This is a genomic window from Shewanella sp. VK101, assembly GCF_056497865.1.
In genome coordinates, this window is record NZ_CM151402.1 from 2,572,909 (window position 1) to 2,593,104 (window position 20,196).

Genomic DNA, 20,196 nt, shown 5'->3' on the forward strand with positions numbered 1-20,196 from the left:
TCATCTGGGAGGGCAGTCTTGCTGAATTACTTATTGAACAGGCCGTTTATTCGGCCTTCTACCCCTTCGCGCCAGCCTCCTAGCCACTGGGAGCGAGAATCAAGATTCGAATAAGGACAAAGCTCCTTGGAGCGGCCGCCGACACCGGCTTGGAATCCCTTCGAAAAGGCTCGGTCTAAACGATCTCGTTTTTGTCTCTTCATGCAAGCGTCCTCTGTACTATTTTACATAGAAGCATCAGCTTCACTTGCTATGAATAGAACTTTTCAACGCCGAGATCAATCAAAAAATCGCCAATTATAGCGAAGAAATTTTAAACTATTGAGATCCTGATTAAAAAAAATCGGCGCCTTTTGGGCGCCGATCTCACAGGCTTAAACTAAGCTTAAATTTTGCGTCTGCGCCACCAGATCAGCGGCAGCAATGCCAACCAACCCAAACTGGCCGCACCGGAACGCTCAAACGGCTTATCGATATCACCGTCGTCCACCTGAGTACAAGCTTCCCCACTGCCACTGGGCTTAAGAACAACCATACGCGGCAGATAAGAAGTCACTGGCTGACCGTTACCGTTAAGCTCAAACAGCGGCTTGCCGTTTTCACCAATCACCAAATTACCTTTTTCATCAAACTGGTAAGAAGGCTTACGGATAAAGGCAGTACCTACTATGGTGCCTTCCTCATTGATGCTGTTGGCTTCCACTACCACTATGTCAGTGTTGTAGGTCAGGGTTTTGCCTGAGCCATCTTCAACACTCACTTCATGACGTTTCCAGTTGCCTTCGGCATCTTTCTCATAGCCTTTGGACTCACAGGTCAGCAGCTTATTGAGATTACTGAACTCACCGGACTCTTTGTCAAACAGGAAACCCACCTTAGGTCTTGGTTTATCCTTGTCATGGGTAGACTCGATATAACCCACGACCTGACCTTTGTTGTTGATATCTCTGGGCTTGCTGGAGAGATCTGACATGGTGTTGTAGAAATCATTGGGGGTAACCGGCTTGGTCTCAGGGGTATTGGTATCATAGATAAAGAACTTATCGCGGATATAACCCTGAATGTACTTGTTGTAGCTACCGACCAAGATCCCTGCATCATTGACATCATAGGCAATGGAGTTGCGCACATCATCATCGACAACCGGGATCCAATGGTACTTGTATTCACCATTGGCATCTTTACTCCAGTAGGCCGCATCCATTCTCAGGTTGTCTGAATCGTTATAACGATAAACATGGGAGCGTCCGGCAACAACTCCAGAGTTGTTCAGCCCCAGCCCTTGAGCGGTAAAGGTATAGTCTGAATCACCGGGAGTCAGACCAAGTGGCAGCTCAGTGCCGGTAACCGCGCCATTTTCGTACTGCCAGACATAGGCACGCATCTGGTACTGAATATTGCGGGTGTTGTTGGCGTTGGGATATTTTTCCCGCTGCAAGCACACATCCAGCGGCAGCGTGTTGTCGTCACTGAGACAAGCCGCGGCCCGTTCGGCGCCATAGTTACTGATGGCGGTACTGGCATAGCCGGCAACCAGGTTGTTGCTGTTGATGGCAGATGCCATGGACCAACCGCCGAGCTCGGCCGTCTTGTTGTCCTTGGTATAAGTAGTATAAGGCGGCAACAGCGGCACTTCAGTACTGCCGTCTTTAACAAAGCCGCGCTGCTCGAAGTCACGGTAATACCAGTACTCCTGCCCTTCGGTTTCCCCGGTGTAGTCGACTTTCTTCTCTTTACCTGTCATGGCACCGACACGAATACCGGCGTCATTGACGTCGTAGAAGAAACTATCGACCGAATTGACACTGGCCGGATCGGCAGGGTCGGTATCCGCAGGCGGCGTGCTACCGTTTACACTCTCGAAATTGGGTGTCCAGGGACTGGCAGGATCGTTTTCCTGAGAGTTGAAGGTGAAGTTATTGGCAATGATGGGATCATTGATGGAATAGGTGATCTTTTCCTCTGGGGCGATACCATCTTCAATGTCGATAATGCCGTCATCATTATCCACATCCGAGGTGCTGAGCTTTTTCTTGCCCTTGGCTACACCTATGGCTTCATTATTGGCATTAACGCCCATACCATAACCAGTACGAGTATCGGTCAGGTTACCTTTGAGATCATATTCATCCAGGTTGACGACTTCATAGACAGGAGCCGCCTGCGATACCTGTAATACACTGATAACCCCCATGGCCACCAATGACAGCGCACTATTCAACTTCATTAATTTGATTCCCATTTAAATTTTTGAGCTTACTTCATTGACTCGAGTTCTTCCCAACGCTCGAAGTAAGCCTCCAGTTGCTGTTCTTTCTCTGCCAACTGTTGCAATTCGCTGCTCACAATAGCTTGATCCTGCGAATAAAAGTCCGGCTGATTGACGCGCTCCTGCAGCTGTTCCAACTCCTGCTCCAGAGTTTCCATCAAGGCAGGTAAAGCATCCAACTCACGTTGAAGCTTATAGGAAAGCTTTTTGGCTGTCTTGGGTTCTGCGGCTTTTTGCGGCGCAACCTCCTGTTTGACAGGCTTAGCCGCCTCAGGTTCCTCAGCGTCGCGATAGAAACGTGCCCCTTGGGCAACCGCATCCTGATAGCCGCCGACATATTCACTCCAACGGCCGTTGCCACTGAACCACCAGGAACTGGTGACTGTATTATCAATAAAGGCCCGGTCATGACTGACAAGCAGCAGAGTGCCTTCATATTCAGTGAGCAGAGACTCTAGCAATTCCAGTGTCTCTATATCAAGATCATTTGTCGGTTCATCGAGAATGATAAGGTTGGCCGGCCTGAGCAGCAGTCTGGCCAGTAGCAAACGGTTTTTCTCACCGCCACTGAGCGCCTTGACCGGAGTCCGGGCCCGCATGGGTGAAAACAAGAAGTCCTGCAGATAACTGAGGATATGCCTGTCTTTGCCGTTAACAGTAACTGTGCTCTTACCCTCGCCGACGTTTTCTTCAACTGTCTTTTCCGGATCCAAGGCTTCGCGGTATTGGTCAAAGTAGGCAACTTCCAGCTTGGTGCCCGTCTTGATTTCACCACTCTGCGGCGCCAACTGACCTATCAACAACTTGATAAGCGTGGATTTACCGCAACCGTTGGGGCCAATCAGTGCGATGCGATCGCCGCGCATCACATTGGTGGAAAAGTCCCGCACCAGGTCCTTATCTGCCAAGTTGTAATTGAGATCCTGCACCTCAAATACCAACTTGCCGCTGCGATCGGCTTCAGACACCTGCATTCTGGCATTGCCCTGGCGCTCCAGGCGAGCCCGGCGCTCCATTCTCAAGGCCTTGAGAGCCCTCACCCGGCCTTCATTACGGGTACGGCGAGCCTTGATCCCTTGACGGATCCACACCTCTTCCTCGGCGAGTTTCTTGTCGAAGTGCGCATTTTGCTCGGCCTCAACCCTGAGCCACTCCTGCTTACCATCGAGATAACTCTGGTAATCACCGGGCCAGGAGGTAACCACTCCGCGGTCCAGATCCACTATGCGGGTGGCTATCTTCTGAATAAAGCCACGGTCGTGACTGATAAAGGCGATGGCGCCCTTATATCCCAACAGAAACTGTTCCAGCCATTCTATGGTGTCGATATCCAGGTGGTTGGTAGGCTCATCAAGCAGTAACAAATCCGGCTCGCTCACCAAGGCTCTGGCCAGGGCGACTTTACGTTGCCAGCCGCCGGAGAGTTCAGACAGAGGTTTATCCGGGTACAACCCCAGCAGCCGACAGTTTTGCTGAATACGGTTGTCGAGCTGCCAACCATCGAAGTGATCCAACTTGGATTGCAACCGCTCAAGGTTTTTCAGCATTTTGTCGAGCGCTTCGCCCTGGGCCTTGGCCATAGACTGCGACAGTTGATGGTATTCTTCGAGCAGTTGGCCCACATCGGCCAGACCGGCGGCAATATAGGAATAGACAGTGCCCTGTTCCGCTTTGGGTGGGTCCTGTTGCAGGCGACTGACTTTAACATCGGTGGCGATATTGAACTCACCATCATCAAGCAGGACTTCTCCTGCCAATACCTTCAATAGGCTGGACTTGCCGGCGCCATTACGGCCGACAATACAGACCCGCTCGCCGGCTTCAATACTGAAATCTGCCTGCTGTAGCAGAGGGGTATAACCATAGGCAAGCGAGCCATTATTGATACGAACCAGACTCACATTATGCTCCTGTAAAGCGTTTTACTTGCTGTTCATCGAAGGGCCAACAGAGCTCCTCACCCTGGCAGTTGGCCAGCACAGGAATAAGCACGCCATAGCGCTCGGCAAGCGTTTCTTGCTCGCAAATATCCTGGGTGCGATAACGAATATTCAGGCCATCGAGCAAGGTCATGGCCAACTCACACAGATGGCAACCATCTGTGTGGTATAGGGTCAATGGCGCCTCAGGCATGGGTGATCAACCAGGTATTATGAATATGCGGATTGCGCTTGTAATCCATTGGCAGCATCTGGGCATCCATATTGGTGACTGACATGTCCTGAGCCGCCATGGCCTCGCTATCCATTTTGAACTTACGTTTATTGTTGGAAAAGATTATCTCTCCGCCCGGATTGAGCAGCTTGAATAGATCAGACAACAACTTGACGTGATCGCGCTGCACATCGAATGAGTCTTCCATCCGCTTGGAGTTGGAGAAGGTTGGCGGATCGATAAAGATAAGATCGAACTTACGGTCACAATCGCGGATCCATTGCAGGCAGTCGTCCTGCTCGAAACGATACTGTTTGCCAATCAAACCATTGAGCACAAAGTTATCCTTGGCCCAGTTAAGGTAAGTGTTGGACATATCCACAGTCGTGACCGACTTGGCACCGCCAAGCCCGGCGTGAACCGACGCAGTTCCCGTATAGGCGAACAGGTTGAGTACGTCACGGCCATTAGCTTTACTGCCCACCAGTTTGCGAATAAGCCTGTGATCGAGAAACAACCCGGTATCCAGATAATCGGTCAGGTTGAGTTTGAAACGGGCACCGTACTCCTGGGTAACCAGCTCCAGCTTTTCTTTGTCGAGCCGCTGATACTGATTTGTACCCTTCTGCCGCTCGCGGGTCTTGAGGATGATCTTGTCCGGCTCAACACCTATGGCACCGGGCAAAGACAGAAGCACATCGGTCAAACGTCGCTTGCTGACGGCTTCAGGTATGCTGGCGGGCGCTGCATACTCTTGGATCACCACATAATCCAGATACTTGTCGATGGCGACATTGTACTCGGGGATATCTGCATCATAGAGGCGATAACTGTCGATTCCCTCTTTACGGGCCCACTTATCCAGCTGTTTCAGATTCTTTTTCACCCGGTTGGCAAATGCACTGGCGATGTCACTGACCTCAGCCCCTGACTGCTCGGCCGCTACAGCCGCCCTGCGGGTAGAGTTGGCATGCAGGGTATAGAGATTAAAGGCGCACTCCAGTGCCCCGTTGAACATCTTCATCTGCTTATCGGCCTTGAGCTTAAGCGATGAGATCAATTCGATATCACTGCAAAGCAAGGCCACTTGCCAGCCACCGAACTCACGCTTGAGCTTGTCGCCAAACTGATAGTAAAGCTGCAACAAAGAGGAGACATTACCCAAACGCTCACCATAGGGCGGGTTGGAGATCAATAAGCCTTTGTCCAGCGGTGGCGTGATATTGAGAGCATTGGCCACACTGAACTCAATCAGGTCACTGACACCGGCGCTCTTGGCATTACGTTTGGCCAGCGCCACCATGCGCGAGTCCATGTCCGAGCCGAAGAACTTCACATCACAACGGTTCTTGCCTATGCTGGCCCGCGCCTTGGCTTCCTCGACTATGCTTTGCCAAAGCTTGGCGTCATGGCGATACCAGTGCTCAAAGCCAAAGCGACTGCGTTGCAGCCCCGGGGCCATATCGGCCGCGATCATGGCCGCCTCAATCAACACTGTGCCACTGCCACAAAATGGGTCCAGCAAAGGCGTTTGTTTATCCCATTGGGCCCTGGCCAACATGTTGGCGGCAAGGTTCTCTTTTAATGGCGCCTCACCGGTAGCACTGCGATAGCCACGTTGATGCAGCGCCGGACCGGAGAAGTTCAGCGCTATGGTTACCTGACCGTTACGGTAGTGGGCATCGATTTTGAAGTCAGCATCGACACGTTGCACATTGGGGCGGTTGAGATCGTCTTCGCGGAAGCGATCCACTACAGCATCTTTAATCTTGAGGGCGCCAAACTGGGTGTTCTTGATAAAACCGCCCATGCCGTGAAAGTCGATACTAAAGGTACAACGGTTATCAAAGTGGCTCGGCCAATCGATACAGAAGGCCGCATTATAAAGCTGTTCGGCGGAATCACAGGGACCGCGATGCAATATAAGCAAAATACGGCTTGCCAGTCTGGTCCAAAGGGTAATGCGGTATGCCAGCTCCAGAGGACAGGAGAAATAAACCCCGGCCAAGCTTTCCTTGACCTCAAGCGCACCAAACTCGCGCAGTTCCTGCGCCAAAGCATATTCAAACCCCTTGGGGGCCGCCGCAAAAAAATTCAACATGAACAAACCAGATAGCAAAGCAAAAAAAATGAATGGCGCATTATACCCTTTGATTAAGGTAAAAGATAAAAACTTCCGTTTTCAGGACCGCTTTTCTTGGTCAATCCTGCCGAATTGTTGGAGTTGTGACCGATACGTTTAATCTCCGCGCACGGATGAATTAAATTTGAACACTCAATGGCATTTTGATGATTTGTCCTTGCATTGCCGCCCCTTGGTCGTTATAGTCCACCCCGCTTTAACGGACGCGGGATGGAGCAGCATGGTAGCTCGTCGGGCTCATAACCCGAAGGTCGTCGGTTCAAATCCGGCTCCCGCAACCAATTCCTTAATTATGAATTCAAACTGATTAGTACAATTCGGACGCGGGATGGAGCAGCATGGTAGCTCGTCGGGCTCAGTTCTTTATAAGAGCCTCGAAGGTCTTCGGTTCAAATCCAGCGCCGCAACCAATTCCTTAATTATGAATTCAAACTGATTAGCACAATTCGGACGCGGGATGGAGCAGCATGGTAGCTCGTCGGGCTCATAACCCGAAGGTCGTCGGTTCAAATCCGGCTCCCGCAACCAATTCCTTTCTAAAGAACCAACTCCTCTTATTAACTAAATTTGAATGATGAGCATAGCAAGAGCTTATCGCGATCGGCTTGTTCTCGTGTCGCAGGAAATTGTAAATACTTCCCCTCCTCTTGCTTCAAGCTCAACACATCAACCAGATTACAGCCTTTGCCATAACCACCAATTCCTTGGGCACATGATTCTTCCCCAAGCCTGCAAGCAACAGGCAGCACTTTGCCGATAGTACATAAAAGAAAAGCCACTCTGTGAGTGGCTTTATCTGTGTTCTATTTCAATAAATCGGCGGCATACCTTCCGGACGAGTGCGTAGTACCTTAAGAAACCACATGTACTGCTCAGGATAGGCGTTGATCACCTGCTCCACCGCCTTATTCAGCGCCTTGGCTTCATTTTCCTTGCCCTGCATCGACTCGGGATCAATTGCCGGCATAACAGTCAAACGAAAGTACCTGGCTTGCTCGTCGTAGCCAATCTTCACCGGCATTACCTGAGCGTTACCAGCCTGTGCCAAACGGCCAACCACAGGTAAAGTAGCCTTGACTGTTCCTAAAAATGGCGCAAATACGCTCTGTTCCGGTCCCAAGTCTTCATCCGGCAAATAGAAGAAACTGTTACCCTGTTTCAGCTCAGCCAACAAGGCCCGGATCCCGGCTTCACGCATATAGATATTGCCGCCTTGAGAGCTGCGCATCCGGTTATTGAACCAGTTGAACAATTCATTTCGATGCGCCTTGGCCATGGAGACCATGGGCAAGTCCAAATTCAGCCTCAAACCGGCATACTCTATGCCCCACACATGGGGCATGATAAAGATAATCGGCTGCCCTGCTTCACGGGCAGCGGCAATATGCTCTTCTCCCTCAACCTTGACTCTTTTGCGTATATAGGAGCTCGGCATCAAGATAAGCTCAGATTGGGCCAGCAAGGTCATCACAAAAGCTTCGGTGTTGCGCTCCAGCAACTGCTCGATTTCCGATTCACTCTTATCGGGGAAACAGGCTTTGAGATTGGCTCTGGCCACCTTAATGGGCTTATGGGCTATACGCCTGACCAAACGTGACAAGCCGCGAGCGATAGGATCGCGAATAATGGCGGGCAAGAGACCAAAGAGAACCAGTACGCCTATCGCCAACCAACTGCCCCAAAATCTGGGATGCAACAATGAGCAACGGAAGCGCCTATCGAAGTATTTGCCTTTCTTAGGCTTGGAAGGTGTATTTGACAAGGTTTAACCCCTGGGTGTAATTCCAATGCAATGCCAAACCAGGCATTAAAAATGCGATACAGCATAGTAGAAGTGTTTTCTACAGACACAAACAGGGAAGCCACTCACAGGAGCGGCTTCCCTGTTCTGAATTACTGACCGAGCAGTTATTTGCCTTTGTTAGCGGCTTCTACGCGACTCTTCAGCTTCTGTCCCGGACGGAATGTCACCACCCGACGGGCAGAAATTGGAATGTCCTGACCTGTTTTGGGATTCCTTCCCGGTCTTTGATTCTTATCCCTAAGATCAAAGTTGCCAAAGCCAGATAACTTGACCTGCTCACCATTTTCAAGCGCAGTTCGGATCTCTTCGAAAAACGCTTCAACCATCTCTTTGGCTACCCGCTTGTTAATGCCAAGCGTTTCAAAAAGATGCTCTGCCATTTCGGCCTTGGTAAGTGCCATACTTTAATCCCTCAACGATGCGTTGAACTCGGACTTGAGTGCAGAAACCACTGTATCAACCATCTCAGCTATCTCTTTTTCCTCAAGTGTACGAGTGTTATCTTGTAACGTAAGTGCGATCGCCAGACTCTTTTTGCCCTGCTCTACACCTTTACCTCGGTATACATCGAACAAGTTTAAGCCAACCAACTGATTTTCGCCAACTTTTCTTATCAGCGTCATCACGTCACCTGCGGCGACTTCTTCATCAACCACTATGGCGATATCGCGGCGATTGGCTGGAAACTTAGACACAGCCTGGGCTTGCGGTAATTTAGCCTGCAGCAAGGCGTCCAATTCCAGTTCAAAAACTATGGTTTTGCCATTCAGCCCAAAAGGCTTCTCGAGGCTGGGATGGACTGCACCTATATACCCTATGACCCGATCATTTCTCAATATTTCAGCACATTGCCCCGGATGCATAGCCGGATGCTGCGCTCCTTTAAAACTAAATTCAGCTTCGGAAACTGTCAAGCCAATAATGGCCTCTAAATCACCTTTAAGATCGAAGAAATCAACGGTTTTCGACTCCATGCTCCAGTGCTCGTCACTCTGGGGACCGGCGATCACCGCACCCAGCATGGCTTGTTGTCTTACGCCGGATTCTGCTTGTGCATCAGGAATAAAGCGTAAACCAGTCTCAAACAGGCGTACACGAGTCTGTTGACGGGCCTGGTTGTAACCCACCGCATTCAGCAATCCGGTGAACATAGACAGGCGCATAGCCGACATTTCACTGGAAATCGGGTTAGGCAGCACCATGGCTTCGCTATCAGGATGCACCAGTTTTTGCAGCTTGGGATCGACAAAACTATAGGTGACAGCTTCCTGGAAACCTCGGGCCACCAACATAGCCCTCACCCGGCTAAGCTTCAGATCCGACTCTTTATGATCTGTCATAGAGAGGTGCGCCAGCGGGGCTGTGTTCGGGATGTTGTTATAGCCGTAAATTCGGGCAACTTCTTCGATAAGATCTTCTTCAATTGCCATGTCGAAGCGGTAAGTGGCGGTTTTCACCTGCCAGTCGCTGCCCTGCTTTTCAACCTGGAAGCCCAAACGGGTCAGGATCTCTTCCACATCGGCATCACTAATCTGATGACCAAGCAGTTTGTCCAGCTTGCTGCGGCGCAGTTTAATGTCGGCAGCCTTTGGCAGATGCGCTTCGCTCTTGGCCTCAACCACAGGGCCGGCTTCGCCGCCACAGATATCCAGCACCAGGCGGGTAGCTCTGTCCATAGCCTTATGCTGCAGCTCTGGGTCAACGCCGCGCTCAAAACGATGCGAAGAGTCGGTGTGCAGTCCAAGGCGACGGGCCTTACCCATGATGGCCAAAGGCGCGAAGAACGCACACTCCAGCATAATATCGCGGGTATGCTCACTGACGCCGGAAGCCTCACCACCGAATACACCAGCCAGGGCCAATGCCTGGCTGTTATCGGCAATCACCAGGGTATCGGCTGGCACAATAATTTCGTTGCCATCGAGCAGAGTCAGCTTCTCTTCACCATTACCCAGACGCACCTTGATGCCGCCGTCAATCTTGTCCAGATCAAAAGCATGCATAGGTTGACCGAATTCAACCAATACATAGTTGGTGATGTCCACGATAGGATCTATTGAGCGAATACCGCTGCGGCGCAGTTTTTCCACCATCCAGTCAGGCGTTTGCGCCTTGACATTGACATTGCTGACCACCCGGCCCAGATATCTCGGGCAGGCTTCCGGGTTGACCACGTCAATTTCAACTCTACGCTCACTACTGACGTTGGCAGCTTCCCAGCTTGGCTCGGTCACGTTAAGACGGTTGAGCACGCCCACTTCGCGGGCCAGCCCCACCATACCCAGGCAATCTGCACGGTTGGCGGTCAGATCCACATCGATAATCACATCATTAAGCTGTAGATACTCACGAATATCGGTACCGATAGGAGCATCCAGCGGCAGCTCAATAATGCCGTCGCTTTCAATCTCTATGCCCAGCTCGCCATAAGAGCACAGCATGCCGTGTGAAGGCTGTCCACGCAGTTTGGCTTTCTTGATTTTGAAGTCACCGGGCAGCACTGCACCGACAACGGCCACGGCAACCTTGAGTCCCTGACGGCAGTTAGGTGCACCGCAGACGATATCCAACAGCTCTTCGCTGCCGACATTGACCTTGGTGACCCTTAGCTTGTCGGCATCGGGGTGTTGACCACATTCAACCACTTCACCCACTACCACGCCGGAAAAGTCACCGGCAACGGCAATGACGTCGTCCACTTCCAGGCCGGCCATGGTGATTTGGTGAGTTAATTCGTCACGGCTAATCGCAGGGTTAACCCACTCACGAAGCCAGGATTCACTGAATTTCATAATACTAAAGCTCCGTTATTTGAATTGCTTGAGAAAACGTAAATCGTTTTCGAAGAAGGCGCGCAGGTCGTTGACACCATAACGCAACATGGCCAGACGCTCGACGCCCATACCAAAAGCAAAACCGGAGTATTTATCAGGATCGATTCCCACACCGCGCAGCACATTAGGGTGAACCATGCCGCAGCCGAGTACTTCCAGCCAGCCGTTCTTGCCTTTCACATCCACTTCGGCAGAAGGCTCGGTAAAGGGGAAGTAAGAAGGACGGAAACGTATCTCCAGATCCTCTTCAAAGAAGTTACGCAGGAAGTCGTGCAAAATGCCTTTCAGTTCGGCAAAGTTAACATTCTCATCGACCAGCAGGCCTTCCACCTGATGGAACATAGGCGTGTGAGTCATATCGTAGTCATTACGATAGACACGACCGGGAGAGATAATCCGCAAAGGTGGCTTTTCCACTTCCATGGTGCGAATTTGCACCCCTGAAGTCTGGGTACGCAGCACTACTTTGGGATTGAAGTAGAAAGTATCGTGATCGGCCCGAGCAGGATGATGCTCGGGAATATTCAAGGCATCGAAGTTATGATAGTCGTCTTCAACTTCCGGCCCCTGTTTGACACTGAAGCCCAACTCACCAAAGAAGCTCTCAATCCGTTCAATGGTTCGGGTTACCGGATGCAAACCACCATTGTCCAAGCGACGCCCCGGCAGGGTGACATCGATTTTCTCAGCCTGGAGCTTCTGCTCCAACTCGGCTGCTTTCAGCCCTTCAATTCGCTGACTGAGGAACTGCTGTACCTTTTGCTTGGCTTCATTGACCTTCTGGCCGAAGGCGGGCTTTTCTTGTGGACTCAGGGTCGCCATCAATTTCATCATGTCGGTGATCTTGCCCTTCTTGCCAAGATAATCGACGCGGATGTCATCGAGGATTTTCAGATCACTGGCCCCTTCGATGGCGGCTAAGGCCTGTTCTACGATCTCAGTTAACTGCTGCATCTTCTCTTCCAGTGCATGCCGGCCCGTAGGCGGCGATTTTGGTGTCTGTTTGAATTAAAACAGTAAAAGAGTGAAATTTTACGTTAGCTACAGGTCTTTGACCAGTGGTGTGAGGCATTTTAGCAAATGAATTGCCTACAAAAAGTGCTTTTTTTAACCATTGATGCCCTGAGCAAGACGAGTTGTGGTGTCCGAGGATAGAAAGTGGGCAACAATGCAGGAAAAGCACAGTACCCTAGCACGTCTGTGATAAGCTCACCCCACGGTCAATTCCTCTTTGCAAGTCAGTGTCAACAGATAGTAAAAAGCCAGTAGCTCAGAAAGCGACGACAAAAACTCAGGCAGAAGATACCGCCAAGGCCGGCATTCGCCTACGTGATTATCAGCAACAAGCTGTGGATGCCGCTGTGCGCTATTTCCGCACTCAATCAGGCTCGGCAGTGATAGTGCTGCCCACGGGTGCCGGCAAGAGTTTGGTGATTGCTGAACTGGCCCGTATCGCCAAAGGCAAGGTACTGGTACTGACCCATGTTAAAGAGCTGGTCGCCCAAAACGCCGAAAAAGTTGCCCTGTTGACTGATGAAGCCAGTATCTACTCGGCCGGCCTGAGGCAAAAGCTCACCCAAGGCAAAACCGTTGTCGCCAGCGTGCAATCCGCCGGGCGCAACCTGGAAGCCTTTGACAGCCACTACTCCCTGGTGGTCATAGACGAGTGCCACAGAGTGAGCCTTGAGCAGGACAGCCAGTATCAGCAACTGCTTGAACACCTCAAATCCCACAACCCCAAACTTAAGCTGCTGGGTTTGACGGCCACCCCTTATCGCCTTGGACTGGGTTTTATTTATCGCCGCCACTATCACGGCCGGGTTGGTAATCCCGACCGAGGGATTTTCGATGACTGCATCTTTGAGTTGCCCTTAAGGCCCCTAATTAAACAAGGCTATCTGACGCCGCCCAGGCTTTACGATGGCCTGAGCGCTCAGTATGACTTCAGCAGCAGCCAAAACAGCAATGGGGAATATGATGAGGCTAAGGTCGATGCCCTGCTCAGTCACAGTGGCCGTGCGACCAAGGCCATTGTTAACCAGCTAAGGCAACTGGCCAACACCCGCAAGGGAGTGATTATTTTTGCCGCCACTGTGCGTCACGCCGAAGAAGTGCTAACGCTACTGGCTGACGAACAGGCAGCGCTCATCACAGCGACCACAGAGATCCAACAGAGGGATACCGTCATCCGCGCCTTTAAAGCCCAGGAACTTAAGTTTCTGGTCAATGTGGCCGTACTCACAACAGGGTTTGATGCGCCCCATGTAGACCTTATTGCCATCATGCGGCCCACGGCATCTGTGAGCCTGTTTCAACAGATGGTTGGCCGCGGCCTGAGACTGGCCGAAGGCAAACAGGACTGTCTGGTCATAGATTATGCCGCCAGCGGCTTTGACCTGTTCTATCCCGAGGTCGGCACTCCCAAGCCCGCGGCAAACTCGGTGCCGGTACAGGTTCCCTGCCCCGAGTGTGGTTTTGCCAATATCTTCTGGGGCAAGACGGATGAGGATGGCGACATCATCGAGCACTTCGGCCGCCGCTGCCAGGGACTGTTGCAGGACAATAGTCAATGCAGTTATCGCTATCGCGCCAAGTCATGCCCGGATTGCGGCGCCGAAAACGATATCGCAGCCAAGATTTGCCATCAATGCCAATCGACTCTGGTCGACCCGGACAAACGCCTCAAAGAGGTGTTGTCAAAACAACATCATCATCTGTTCAAGGTACAGCAAATGTTGCTGCACGCCGAAGAGGGGCGCCTCAGAGTTCAGTATCTGGATTATGACGGCAATGACTTCAACCAGTATTTTAAAATGGAGACCAGTGCTCAACGCCGGGCACTGTTTGCTTGTTTTATTCATCCCCATAGCAAAACACCTGGGCTGAAACTGCCGAAATACAGTCAACCACAACAACTGGTCGACGATGCTGCGCGGTTTCGGGCGCCGGATATGCTGCTGCTGAAAAAACAGGCGCGGCGCTGGGATTTATTGCAAACTTTCTTTGATTATCAAGGCAGGTTTCAAACCGAAAAATCATTCCTGGGATCAAGCGACTTAGCATAGGTCTTTAAGCTGTGGTATAACTGCTGCAAATCAAGTCCATGGGAGTCAATATGTTTGTAGTTATTTTCGGTCGTCCAGGTTGCCCATATTGTGTGCGTGCAGTGCAGCTTTCTGAGCAACTGGCTGAAAAGCGTGATGATTTCAAATTTAAGTATGTCGATATTCACGCCGAAGGCATCACCAAGGCCGATCTGGAAAAAACCGTAGGCAAGCCGGTTGAAACAGTGCCGCAAATTTTCGTCGACAAAGAGCACGTCGGCGGCTGCACTGAATTTGAAGCTTATGTCAGAGAAAACAACCTGCTCTGAAGCAAGCCTCCTTCTCAACGCTAAGGCACCCAAAGGGTGCCTTTTCTTATATCCCCAGTCCGGATTGCATATCTCTGCCCGGCTTCGCGCTCAGCCCAACTGCAAACCCTGCGCTCTCATTCAGCACGAGTGCCCCACTAATTATTAGGTGCCCTTAGAAAAATGGCGGCTTTTCTCAAGAGGTTGTATTATGTAACAGCTTGAAAAGCTTATTACTGAGGATATATGCAAGGGAACCAGGCAAAGCAACAATCCAACCGATTACCTTGGCTTCCAAGCTGGCTGAAACGCTTGCCGGTCAAGTTTGCCCTCAGTCAGTTACTCATCAGCGCCCTCATTGTCATCAGCACTGTGCTGGTATTGCTCAGCATTCAACGTAACCAGTTGCTCAGTCAACAAAGAGCATTGAACCAAAGCTATGGTCAAGTCGTTACCGCAAGACTGCAGGAAGTGACCTCTCAGATAGAAAGCCTGGTCAGTACCATGGCGAATCTTGGTGCCCTTTACCGCAGCAATGGCACAGCGCTCAAGGCCAGTATCGAGTCGGTGCTGGAATTGGAAACCCAGAAAGAGATGATCACCGGAGGCGGGATCTGGCCTGAGCCCCGAGCCTTTGAACCCGGGCGGATCCTCGACAGCCTCTTTTGGTATCGCGACAGCTACGGCAAACTGCAGCAACTCAACAGCTATAACGAGCAGCCACAGCAACGCTACCACAACGAAGACTGGTATAAACCCACCCGCTTTTTCCCGGCCGACCGAACCTTCTGGTCCAGCGCCTATCGCGATCCCTACACGGCCGAAGCCATGGTCACTGCCTCTGTCCCTATCTGGCAGGATCATGAGTTTATCGGTGCCGCCACAGTGGACATCAGCCTTGGCGGCCTTAACCGTTTCTTCAGAGGCGCACTCAAAGATCTCAGCGGTTATGTGTTTGCCCTCGACTACCGCAACCATCTGCTCGCCTCTCCCTGGGAAGATGAGTTGCAGGACAGCACGCTGGAAAAGCCGCTGAGTCTGGATAATTTTCAACGCCTTGAACGCCTGTTCCCCGAGTTTCAATCTGTTGGTGAAGCACTGCGCAGCGCCGATCAGGTGCTTATTCAGGAGGCCAATCAACATAAGGCCTTCAGCAGTCAACAGCTCAAAAGCCTGATGGGCGAGCGTGATGAAATCGAGGCGGCACTGCTTGCCACCATAATCAACAACTCTGCCAGAGAATGGCCGGCCAATGCCAAGCTGCTGCTGACCCAAGAACTGACCCGGGATCCCTTGCTCAACGAGCCAGCGCTGGTTTCGGTATTTTTGATGCCCAAGACCTATTGGAAAATAGTGATAGTCACACCGCTGTCATCCCTCAAAGAGGACGCGACATTGATTGCAGGCAAAGTCGGCATCTACCTGGTGGCGATCCAGTTGCTGGCACTGCTGCTGTTATTTCTAGTGCAGCACAGATTGTTTATCAAACCTATCAGCCGCATGGTGGCAGCGCTCAGGGAAAACAATCCTGCCCGGCTGGAGTTGGACGCCAGAGACAGAGAAGATGAACTGGGGATGCTGGCCGGCAGTTTTATCTCCCGCACCCGTCAGTTGGAAACGGCGATGGCCAGCCTGGATGCCAGTAACCTGGCGCTGGAGCAGCAACTGGAGGTGCAACATAACGCCCAACAAATTCTCAAAACACGTACCGAGCAGCTCAATGCATTGATGAATCATTCACAGAACATCATCTACATCAAAGATTTAACCGGGCAATATACGCTGGTCAACGACAAGTATTGCGAAATTACCGCCCACGAACGGGCGCAGTTTATCGGTGCGGATGACGATCAGGTCTTCCCTCTCGGCCTGGCACAAATTTACCAAGCCAACGATCAAAGGGTTGTCAGTAACCAAAGCCCCTTCTGCTCCGAAGAACCCATTGCCACCCCTCTGGGGGATGTCCTGTATCAGGTAACCCGCTTCCCCATCCGCGACGAATTTGGCGAACTGTGTGGCATAGGGGCAATTGCATTCGATCTTTCCAGTCACAAACGCCAGGAACAGCAGTTGGGGCAAGCCCTGGAGTTACAGGCCGATATCAATAAACGCAACAGCCGTACCCTGCAACAACAGCAGCAACAGATAGCTCAATTGGAAGGTCAGTTGCAGCAGGCACAAAGCAAGTCTCAGTTGCTCAGTCTCAGCAGCACCTTGATGAAAGAGCAGGAGCTGCAGCTGCCAAGACTACTTGCCCAGCTGGTTGCTGACTTGTCTACCGACTTCGATCAGCTCGGCGCGAGCTTGTTTGAAGCCGAAAGCACCGAAGTTTTGAATCAGTCCAAGGAACTTATTCTGCTTGGTTCCGCCAGATTGCGTCACCTGTTGGCGCTGGTCAATTATCCACAGACAGAGGTCAAGACGCTTCATTTCGATGAATTCGCGACTCACCTGCAGGCTCTGATGGCGCCACAGTTTGCCGCCGCAAACGTTGAAATGAAATTGGCGATTGCGGACAAGCTGTTGCCTGGTGCAAAACCCTGGCAGCTTTTATTGCTCTTCTACCCTTTGCTGAGCAATATCCTGCATCATGCATTTACTCATCAATCTGCCAATGCCATGATAACTATTGAGGCGGACAAGCTGGACGAGCGCCATCTGGAGGTTACAGTAACAGACAATGGCAGCGGAATAAGTCAGGAGATGCTGGCCCGTATTGAACAGGCCGCGTCACAAAGCGGAACCGGTACTCTGTCACGGTTACAGAGCTATGTGAGGCTAAAACTGCTTGGAGAAATGACCATCAGCTCCCAAGAGGGAGACGGCTGCTGCGTCCGCCTGCTGCTGCCGCTTGAGTCCATTGAGTAACTTACCCCGGCTTCCTCTGAGGCGAGAGAAGACTCAAGCACTTGGATTTATCAAACCTTTGCAAAACTCTTTCAGCTAGACGATTTCACATGGGCCGGGATTTCAAAATAACCTGACTCTAAGCAAAGAGCTGCCATTCCATGCCATTGAAAAATATCACTATAATATTAATGAGTTTCACCTCTGAATGACAAAAGCCGCCATAATAGGCGGCTTTCCCGGGGGTATGTTTAGAAGCGCTTAGCTTTTAGTCGCTTTCTTTCAGGCTGACATCCACCAGATAGTGACCCTGCAGCCAATTTCGGCCAATCAACAGTTTATGGGTCATCTTGCTTCTGTCTTTAAGGTTAACCTTGACCGGATACTCTCTTCCCGGCTCGCCAATGTTGAGTTCCACCATATAACGAATTTCACTGCCTTGGGCATTACGGATAAGCGAGGTATTGGTGATCATGGCATGCAGGCGTTGCTTTTCGCCCTTTTCGTTTTCTGTGGTGAAGCTCAGCTGCTTACCGATATTCTTTTCCATATCCTCATCGCCGTTTTCCACTTTCAGATCCGTAGCATGCAGTGAATTTTCCACCGCGCCGGTATCGATACGGGTTTGGAAAATCAGTCCTGATTCCCGCACACTGATGGGAGCGACCGGCCCTATGATGCGCTTTTCAGCCACATCGACCAGAAAGTCATCGGACAGCCAGTTGCGGCCGATAAGCAGTTTATAATCCATGTGGCTGCGGTCTCTGAGATTAACCTTGACCTTACGTTTGTGATCGCCAAACGCGACGTTCAACTCCACCATGTAACGCGTCTCTCGTCCCTGAGAGTTACTGACCGTAGATGTCTTGACGATTTTGGCCTTGAGCTGCTTTTTCTCACCACGTTCGTTTTCTGTGGTAAAGCTGAGCATTTTGCCCACGTTATCCTGCATCTTCTTGGCACTGCCGCCAATGACCTTGAGATCCATCGCATGCATGGAGGTGTTGGCCGCCCCGGTATCGATACGGGCCTCAAAACTGAGCCCGGCTTCGGCGACCGTCATAATTTCAGTCTGACCTATGACTGTTTTTTCCTGGGCAAACACTGATGTCGAAAGCAACATAAAACAAAGACCAAGTTTTTTAAGCATAGGACTATTCCATTCATTTCACTTAACAAGATGAAAATCCGGCTGAAATGCCGGAACTTACAGATAAGACAGATGTTAACGCTTCAGGTTCCCGAGAGCCAGGCTCGGCCCTTGGCCATTTCCGCTCTGGGAAACACGGCCACCGGGCAAGGGAGCATCAGCGCCAAGGTTTGAGCCATGCCCTCGATGGCAGGGCTATCGGTGATCACAGCTATACGGGAAAAGTCCTGCAGATGAAACAGTCCAAGGCAGGCATCATCCCACACCGCTTGCAAAGAGATGCCCTCGAAGTCGGCGCCGTATTCATACCAGAGTTTAATGAGCACATGTTCCCTGAGTTTGGACTCGACCGCCGGCAGCAAAACAGCATCGTAATCATCACCGCTGATCACACCGCTGGCGCGAACTGCCACTGTATTGTCATCAAACCCGGAAAGCAGTGTCAGCATCGAGCGCCTCCACCTGTGTGCGTTATTGAGACAGGAGCTTGGCGATTTCCTGATCAAACAGATTCTTGATCAAACCGGCAAACTCGCTGATAAACAAGGTTTGCTTTGCCGTAGCCTTATGATTGGCCACCTTGGCCAGGATCTCTTCCAAATCGTACACTATGGCATCTATCTCACGGATAACAGTGTTACGCTGGGCGAAGGACAGTTGCGGATTCTGGCCACAGACCATAATAATCTGCGCCGACAGCTGCTCTTCAAACTGTTCCATGACGCTGCTGTCGCCCAAAGATTCCCCTTCGGGAGTCTCAAACAATCCAAGGTGTTCGGTCAGGAATTGTATGAGGTGCATATAGCCGTCTTTGTCTGTAACCATCTTTCTTCCCGCGTGCAACGTCTCAGGCCAACCCATAAGGGGCAAACTTCCGAACGCCGCCAATGCGGCGATCAGAGAGTCACATTATGAAACAAAATCCGCCTTGAGTCTTGCCTCAAATCAAGCCGTCGTTTGTTACTTGTTTAATCTTAGAACAAAAGAGACAGGAACAGCCTTACTGATGCTGGATAGACCGGCAATTTCACGTAATTTTTCAACCCCATCGGTCAAACCAAACTCTTCGGCGTTCACTATGACGGCTTTTTGTGAGGTTACCAAAAGGCTCGACTCACCGAGTCTGGCCACCACCACACCAAAGCGCTTATTCTGATTCTTGCCATGCAGCGACAACACGCCATCAATCTCAGTGGTCAGCAACTCGCCGGGTTTGAGCTTGTCCAATAGATCCGCAGGCACTTGCGCTGTCAGCGTCAGGCTAGGAAAGTTAGCCACCTCAAACAACATGGTTTGCATCCGCTTGTCGCGGATTTCAATGCCGGTATTAACGCCGTTGAGCGGGATCTCCAACTTGAATTCGCCACTCTCGGCAAGTGTGCCACTCACCTGGTTGAACTCATGTACCTCGGCGATATCACCTTTCTTGACCGATACAAAACTAACCTTGGAGTCGGCATTGTCCAACTGCCAGTCAGCCGCCAGGGCCAAGTTACTGAAGGCGCCGAGCGCCAGCAAGGGGATCCATTTCTGCATATTCTTGTTCCTTGTAGGGTGTGAATTGAACTGCGCCGGATTTCACCCGGGTAAAAGCAAGCGCTTTTTGTAGATTACTCATTACTAAAGCATATTGTTCACTTCAA

The 20,196-nt window shown here is 51.1% G+C and carries 16 protein-coding genes and 3 tRNA genes; 6 read left to right on the forward strand and 13 right to left on the reverse strand.

What is annotated here, in order from left to right; all coding sequences use genetic code 11:
* Positions 1-26: 26 nt before the first annotated feature.
* The 5 genes from rmf to rlmKL all read right to left on the reverse strand — a co-directional run bounded on the left by rmf (position 27) and on the right by rlmKL (position 6,524).
* Complete coding sequence (gene rmf / locus ACSHSR_RS11610; protein WP_081737068.1) at positions 27-203, reverse strand: ribosome modulation factor; 177 nt, start codon at positions 201-203, stop codon at positions 27-29.
* A gap of 182 nt (positions 204-385) precedes the next feature.
* On the reverse strand, positions 386-2,227 hold the full coding sequence (locus ACSHSR_RS11615) for a DUF3466 family protein (protein WP_479630777.1): 1,842 nt from the start codon (positions 2,225-2,227) through the stop codon (positions 386-388).
* A gap of 29 nt (positions 2,228-2,256) precedes the next feature.
* On the reverse strand, positions 2,257-4,170 hold the full coding sequence (locus ACSHSR_RS11620) for an ABC transporter ATP-binding protein (protein WP_479630778.1): 1,914 nt from the start codon (positions 4,168-4,170) through the stop codon (positions 2,257-2,259).
* Between the two features lies 1 nt (position 4,171).
* Positions 4,172-4,402, reverse strand: coding sequence for a glutaredoxin family protein (locus ACSHSR_RS11625; protein WP_208142743.1), 231 nt, complete (start codon positions 4,400-4,402; stop codon positions 4,172-4,174).
* Entirely contained in the window at positions 4,395-6,524 is a 2,130-nt protein-coding gene (gene rlmKL / locus ACSHSR_RS11630) for a bifunctional 23S rRNA (guanine(2069)-N(7))-methyltransferase RlmK/23S rRNA (guanine(2445)-N(2))-methyltransferase RlmL (RefSeq protein WP_479630779.1), read from the reverse strand. Before rlmKL ends, ACSHSR_RS11625 begins: the two co-directional genes overlap by 8 nt.
* Positions 6,525-6,770: 246 nt before the next feature.
* Here rlmKL and ACSHSR_RS11635 point away from each other — a divergent pair.
* The 3 genes from ACSHSR_RS11635 to ACSHSR_RS11645 all read left to right on the forward strand — a co-directional run bounded on the left by ACSHSR_RS11635 (position 6,771) and on the right by ACSHSR_RS11645 (position 7,094).
* Positions 6,771-6,847: transfer RNA gene (locus ACSHSR_RS11635), tRNA-Met, on the forward strand.
* Between the two features lie 41 nt (positions 6,848-6,888).
* Positions 6,889-6,976 (forward strand) — tRNA-OTHER (locus ACSHSR_RS11640).
* 41 nt (positions 6,977-7,017) lie between these two features.
* Positions 7,018-7,094, forward strand: a tRNA-Met gene (locus tag ACSHSR_RS11645).
* Positions 7,095-7,374: 280 nt separating this feature from the next.
* Here ACSHSR_RS11645 and lpxM read toward each other — a convergent pair.
* From lpxM to pheS, 4 genes are all read right to left on the reverse strand, one after another.
* Positions 7,375-8,328, reverse strand: a complete 954-nt coding sequence (gene lpxM, locus ACSHSR_RS11650; protein WP_071238996.1) for a lauroyl-Kdo(2)-lipid IV(A) myristoyltransferase — start codon at positions 8,326-8,328, stop codon at positions 7,375-7,377.
* Positions 8,329-8,474: 146 nt separating this feature from the next.
* The gene (ihfA, locus tag ACSHSR_RS11655; RefSeq protein ID WP_025009628.1) at positions 8,475-8,771 is read right to left on the reverse strand and encodes an integration host factor subunit alpha; all 297 of its coding nucleotides are present in this window, start codon (positions 8,769-8,771) and stop codon (positions 8,475-8,477) included.
* Between the two features lie 3 nt (positions 8,772-8,774).
* Complete coding sequence (gene pheT, locus ACSHSR_RS11660) at positions 8,775-11,162, reverse strand: phenylalanine--tRNA ligase subunit beta (RefSeq protein ID WP_479630780.1); 2,388 nt, start codon at positions 11,160-11,162, stop codon at positions 8,775-8,777.
* A gap of 15 nt (positions 11,163-11,177) precedes the next feature.
* Positions 11,178-12,158, reverse strand: a complete 981-nt coding sequence (gene pheS, locus ACSHSR_RS11665) for a phenylalanine--tRNA ligase subunit alpha (RefSeq protein WP_044734381.1) — start codon at positions 12,156-12,158, stop codon at positions 11,178-11,180.
* 365 nt (positions 12,159-12,523) lie between these two features.
* Between pheS and radD the strand changes: the two genes are divergently transcribed.
* The 3 genes from radD to ACSHSR_RS11680 all read left to right on the forward strand — a co-directional run bounded on the left by radD (position 12,524) and on the right by ACSHSR_RS11680 (position 17,424).
* Positions 12,524-14,269, forward strand: coding sequence for a DNA repair helicase RadD (radD, locus tag ACSHSR_RS11670; RefSeq protein ID WP_219012364.1), 1,746 nt, complete (start codon positions 12,524-12,526; stop codon positions 14,267-14,269).
* Between the two features lie 50 nt (positions 14,270-14,319).
* A complete protein-coding gene (locus ACSHSR_RS11675) occupies positions 14,320-14,577 on the forward strand; it encodes a GrxA family glutaredoxin (RefSeq protein ID WP_025009626.1) in 258 nt (85 codons plus the stop codon).
* A 225-nt stretch (positions 14,578-14,802) separates the two neighbouring features.
* Positions 14,803-17,424, forward strand: a complete 2,622-nt coding sequence (locus ACSHSR_RS11680; RefSeq protein ID WP_219013645.1) for a PDC sensor domain-containing protein — start codon at positions 14,803-14,805, stop codon at positions 17,422-17,424.
* 247 nt (positions 17,425-17,671) lie between these two features.
* On the opposite strand, the gene ACSHSR_RS11685 is transcribed toward ACSHSR_RS11680, so the two are convergent.
* From ACSHSR_RS11685 to ACSHSR_RS11700, 4 genes are all read right to left on the reverse strand, one after another.
* A complete protein-coding gene (locus ACSHSR_RS11685) occupies positions 17,672-18,553 on the reverse strand; it encodes a putative ATP-dependent zinc protease (protein ID WP_025888977.1) in 882 nt (293 codons plus the stop codon).
* A gap of 83 nt (positions 18,554-18,636) precedes the next feature.
* Positions 18,637-19,002, reverse strand: coding sequence for a SpoIIAA family protein (locus ACSHSR_RS11690; RefSeq protein WP_025009623.1), 366 nt, complete (start codon positions 19,000-19,002; stop codon positions 18,637-18,639).
* Positions 19,003-19,024: 22 nt separating this feature from the next.
* Positions 19,025-19,378: a DUF3802 family protein gene (locus ACSHSR_RS11695; RefSeq protein ID WP_025888976.1), complete on the reverse strand. Its 354-nt coding sequence runs from the start codon at positions 19,376-19,378 to the stop codon at positions 19,025-19,027.
* Between the two features lie 135 nt (positions 19,379-19,513).
* Entirely contained in the window at positions 19,514-20,089 is a 576-nt protein-coding gene (locus ACSHSR_RS11700; RefSeq protein WP_096141693.1) for a YceI family protein, read from the reverse strand.
* Positions 20,090-20,196 lie beyond the last annotated feature (107 nt).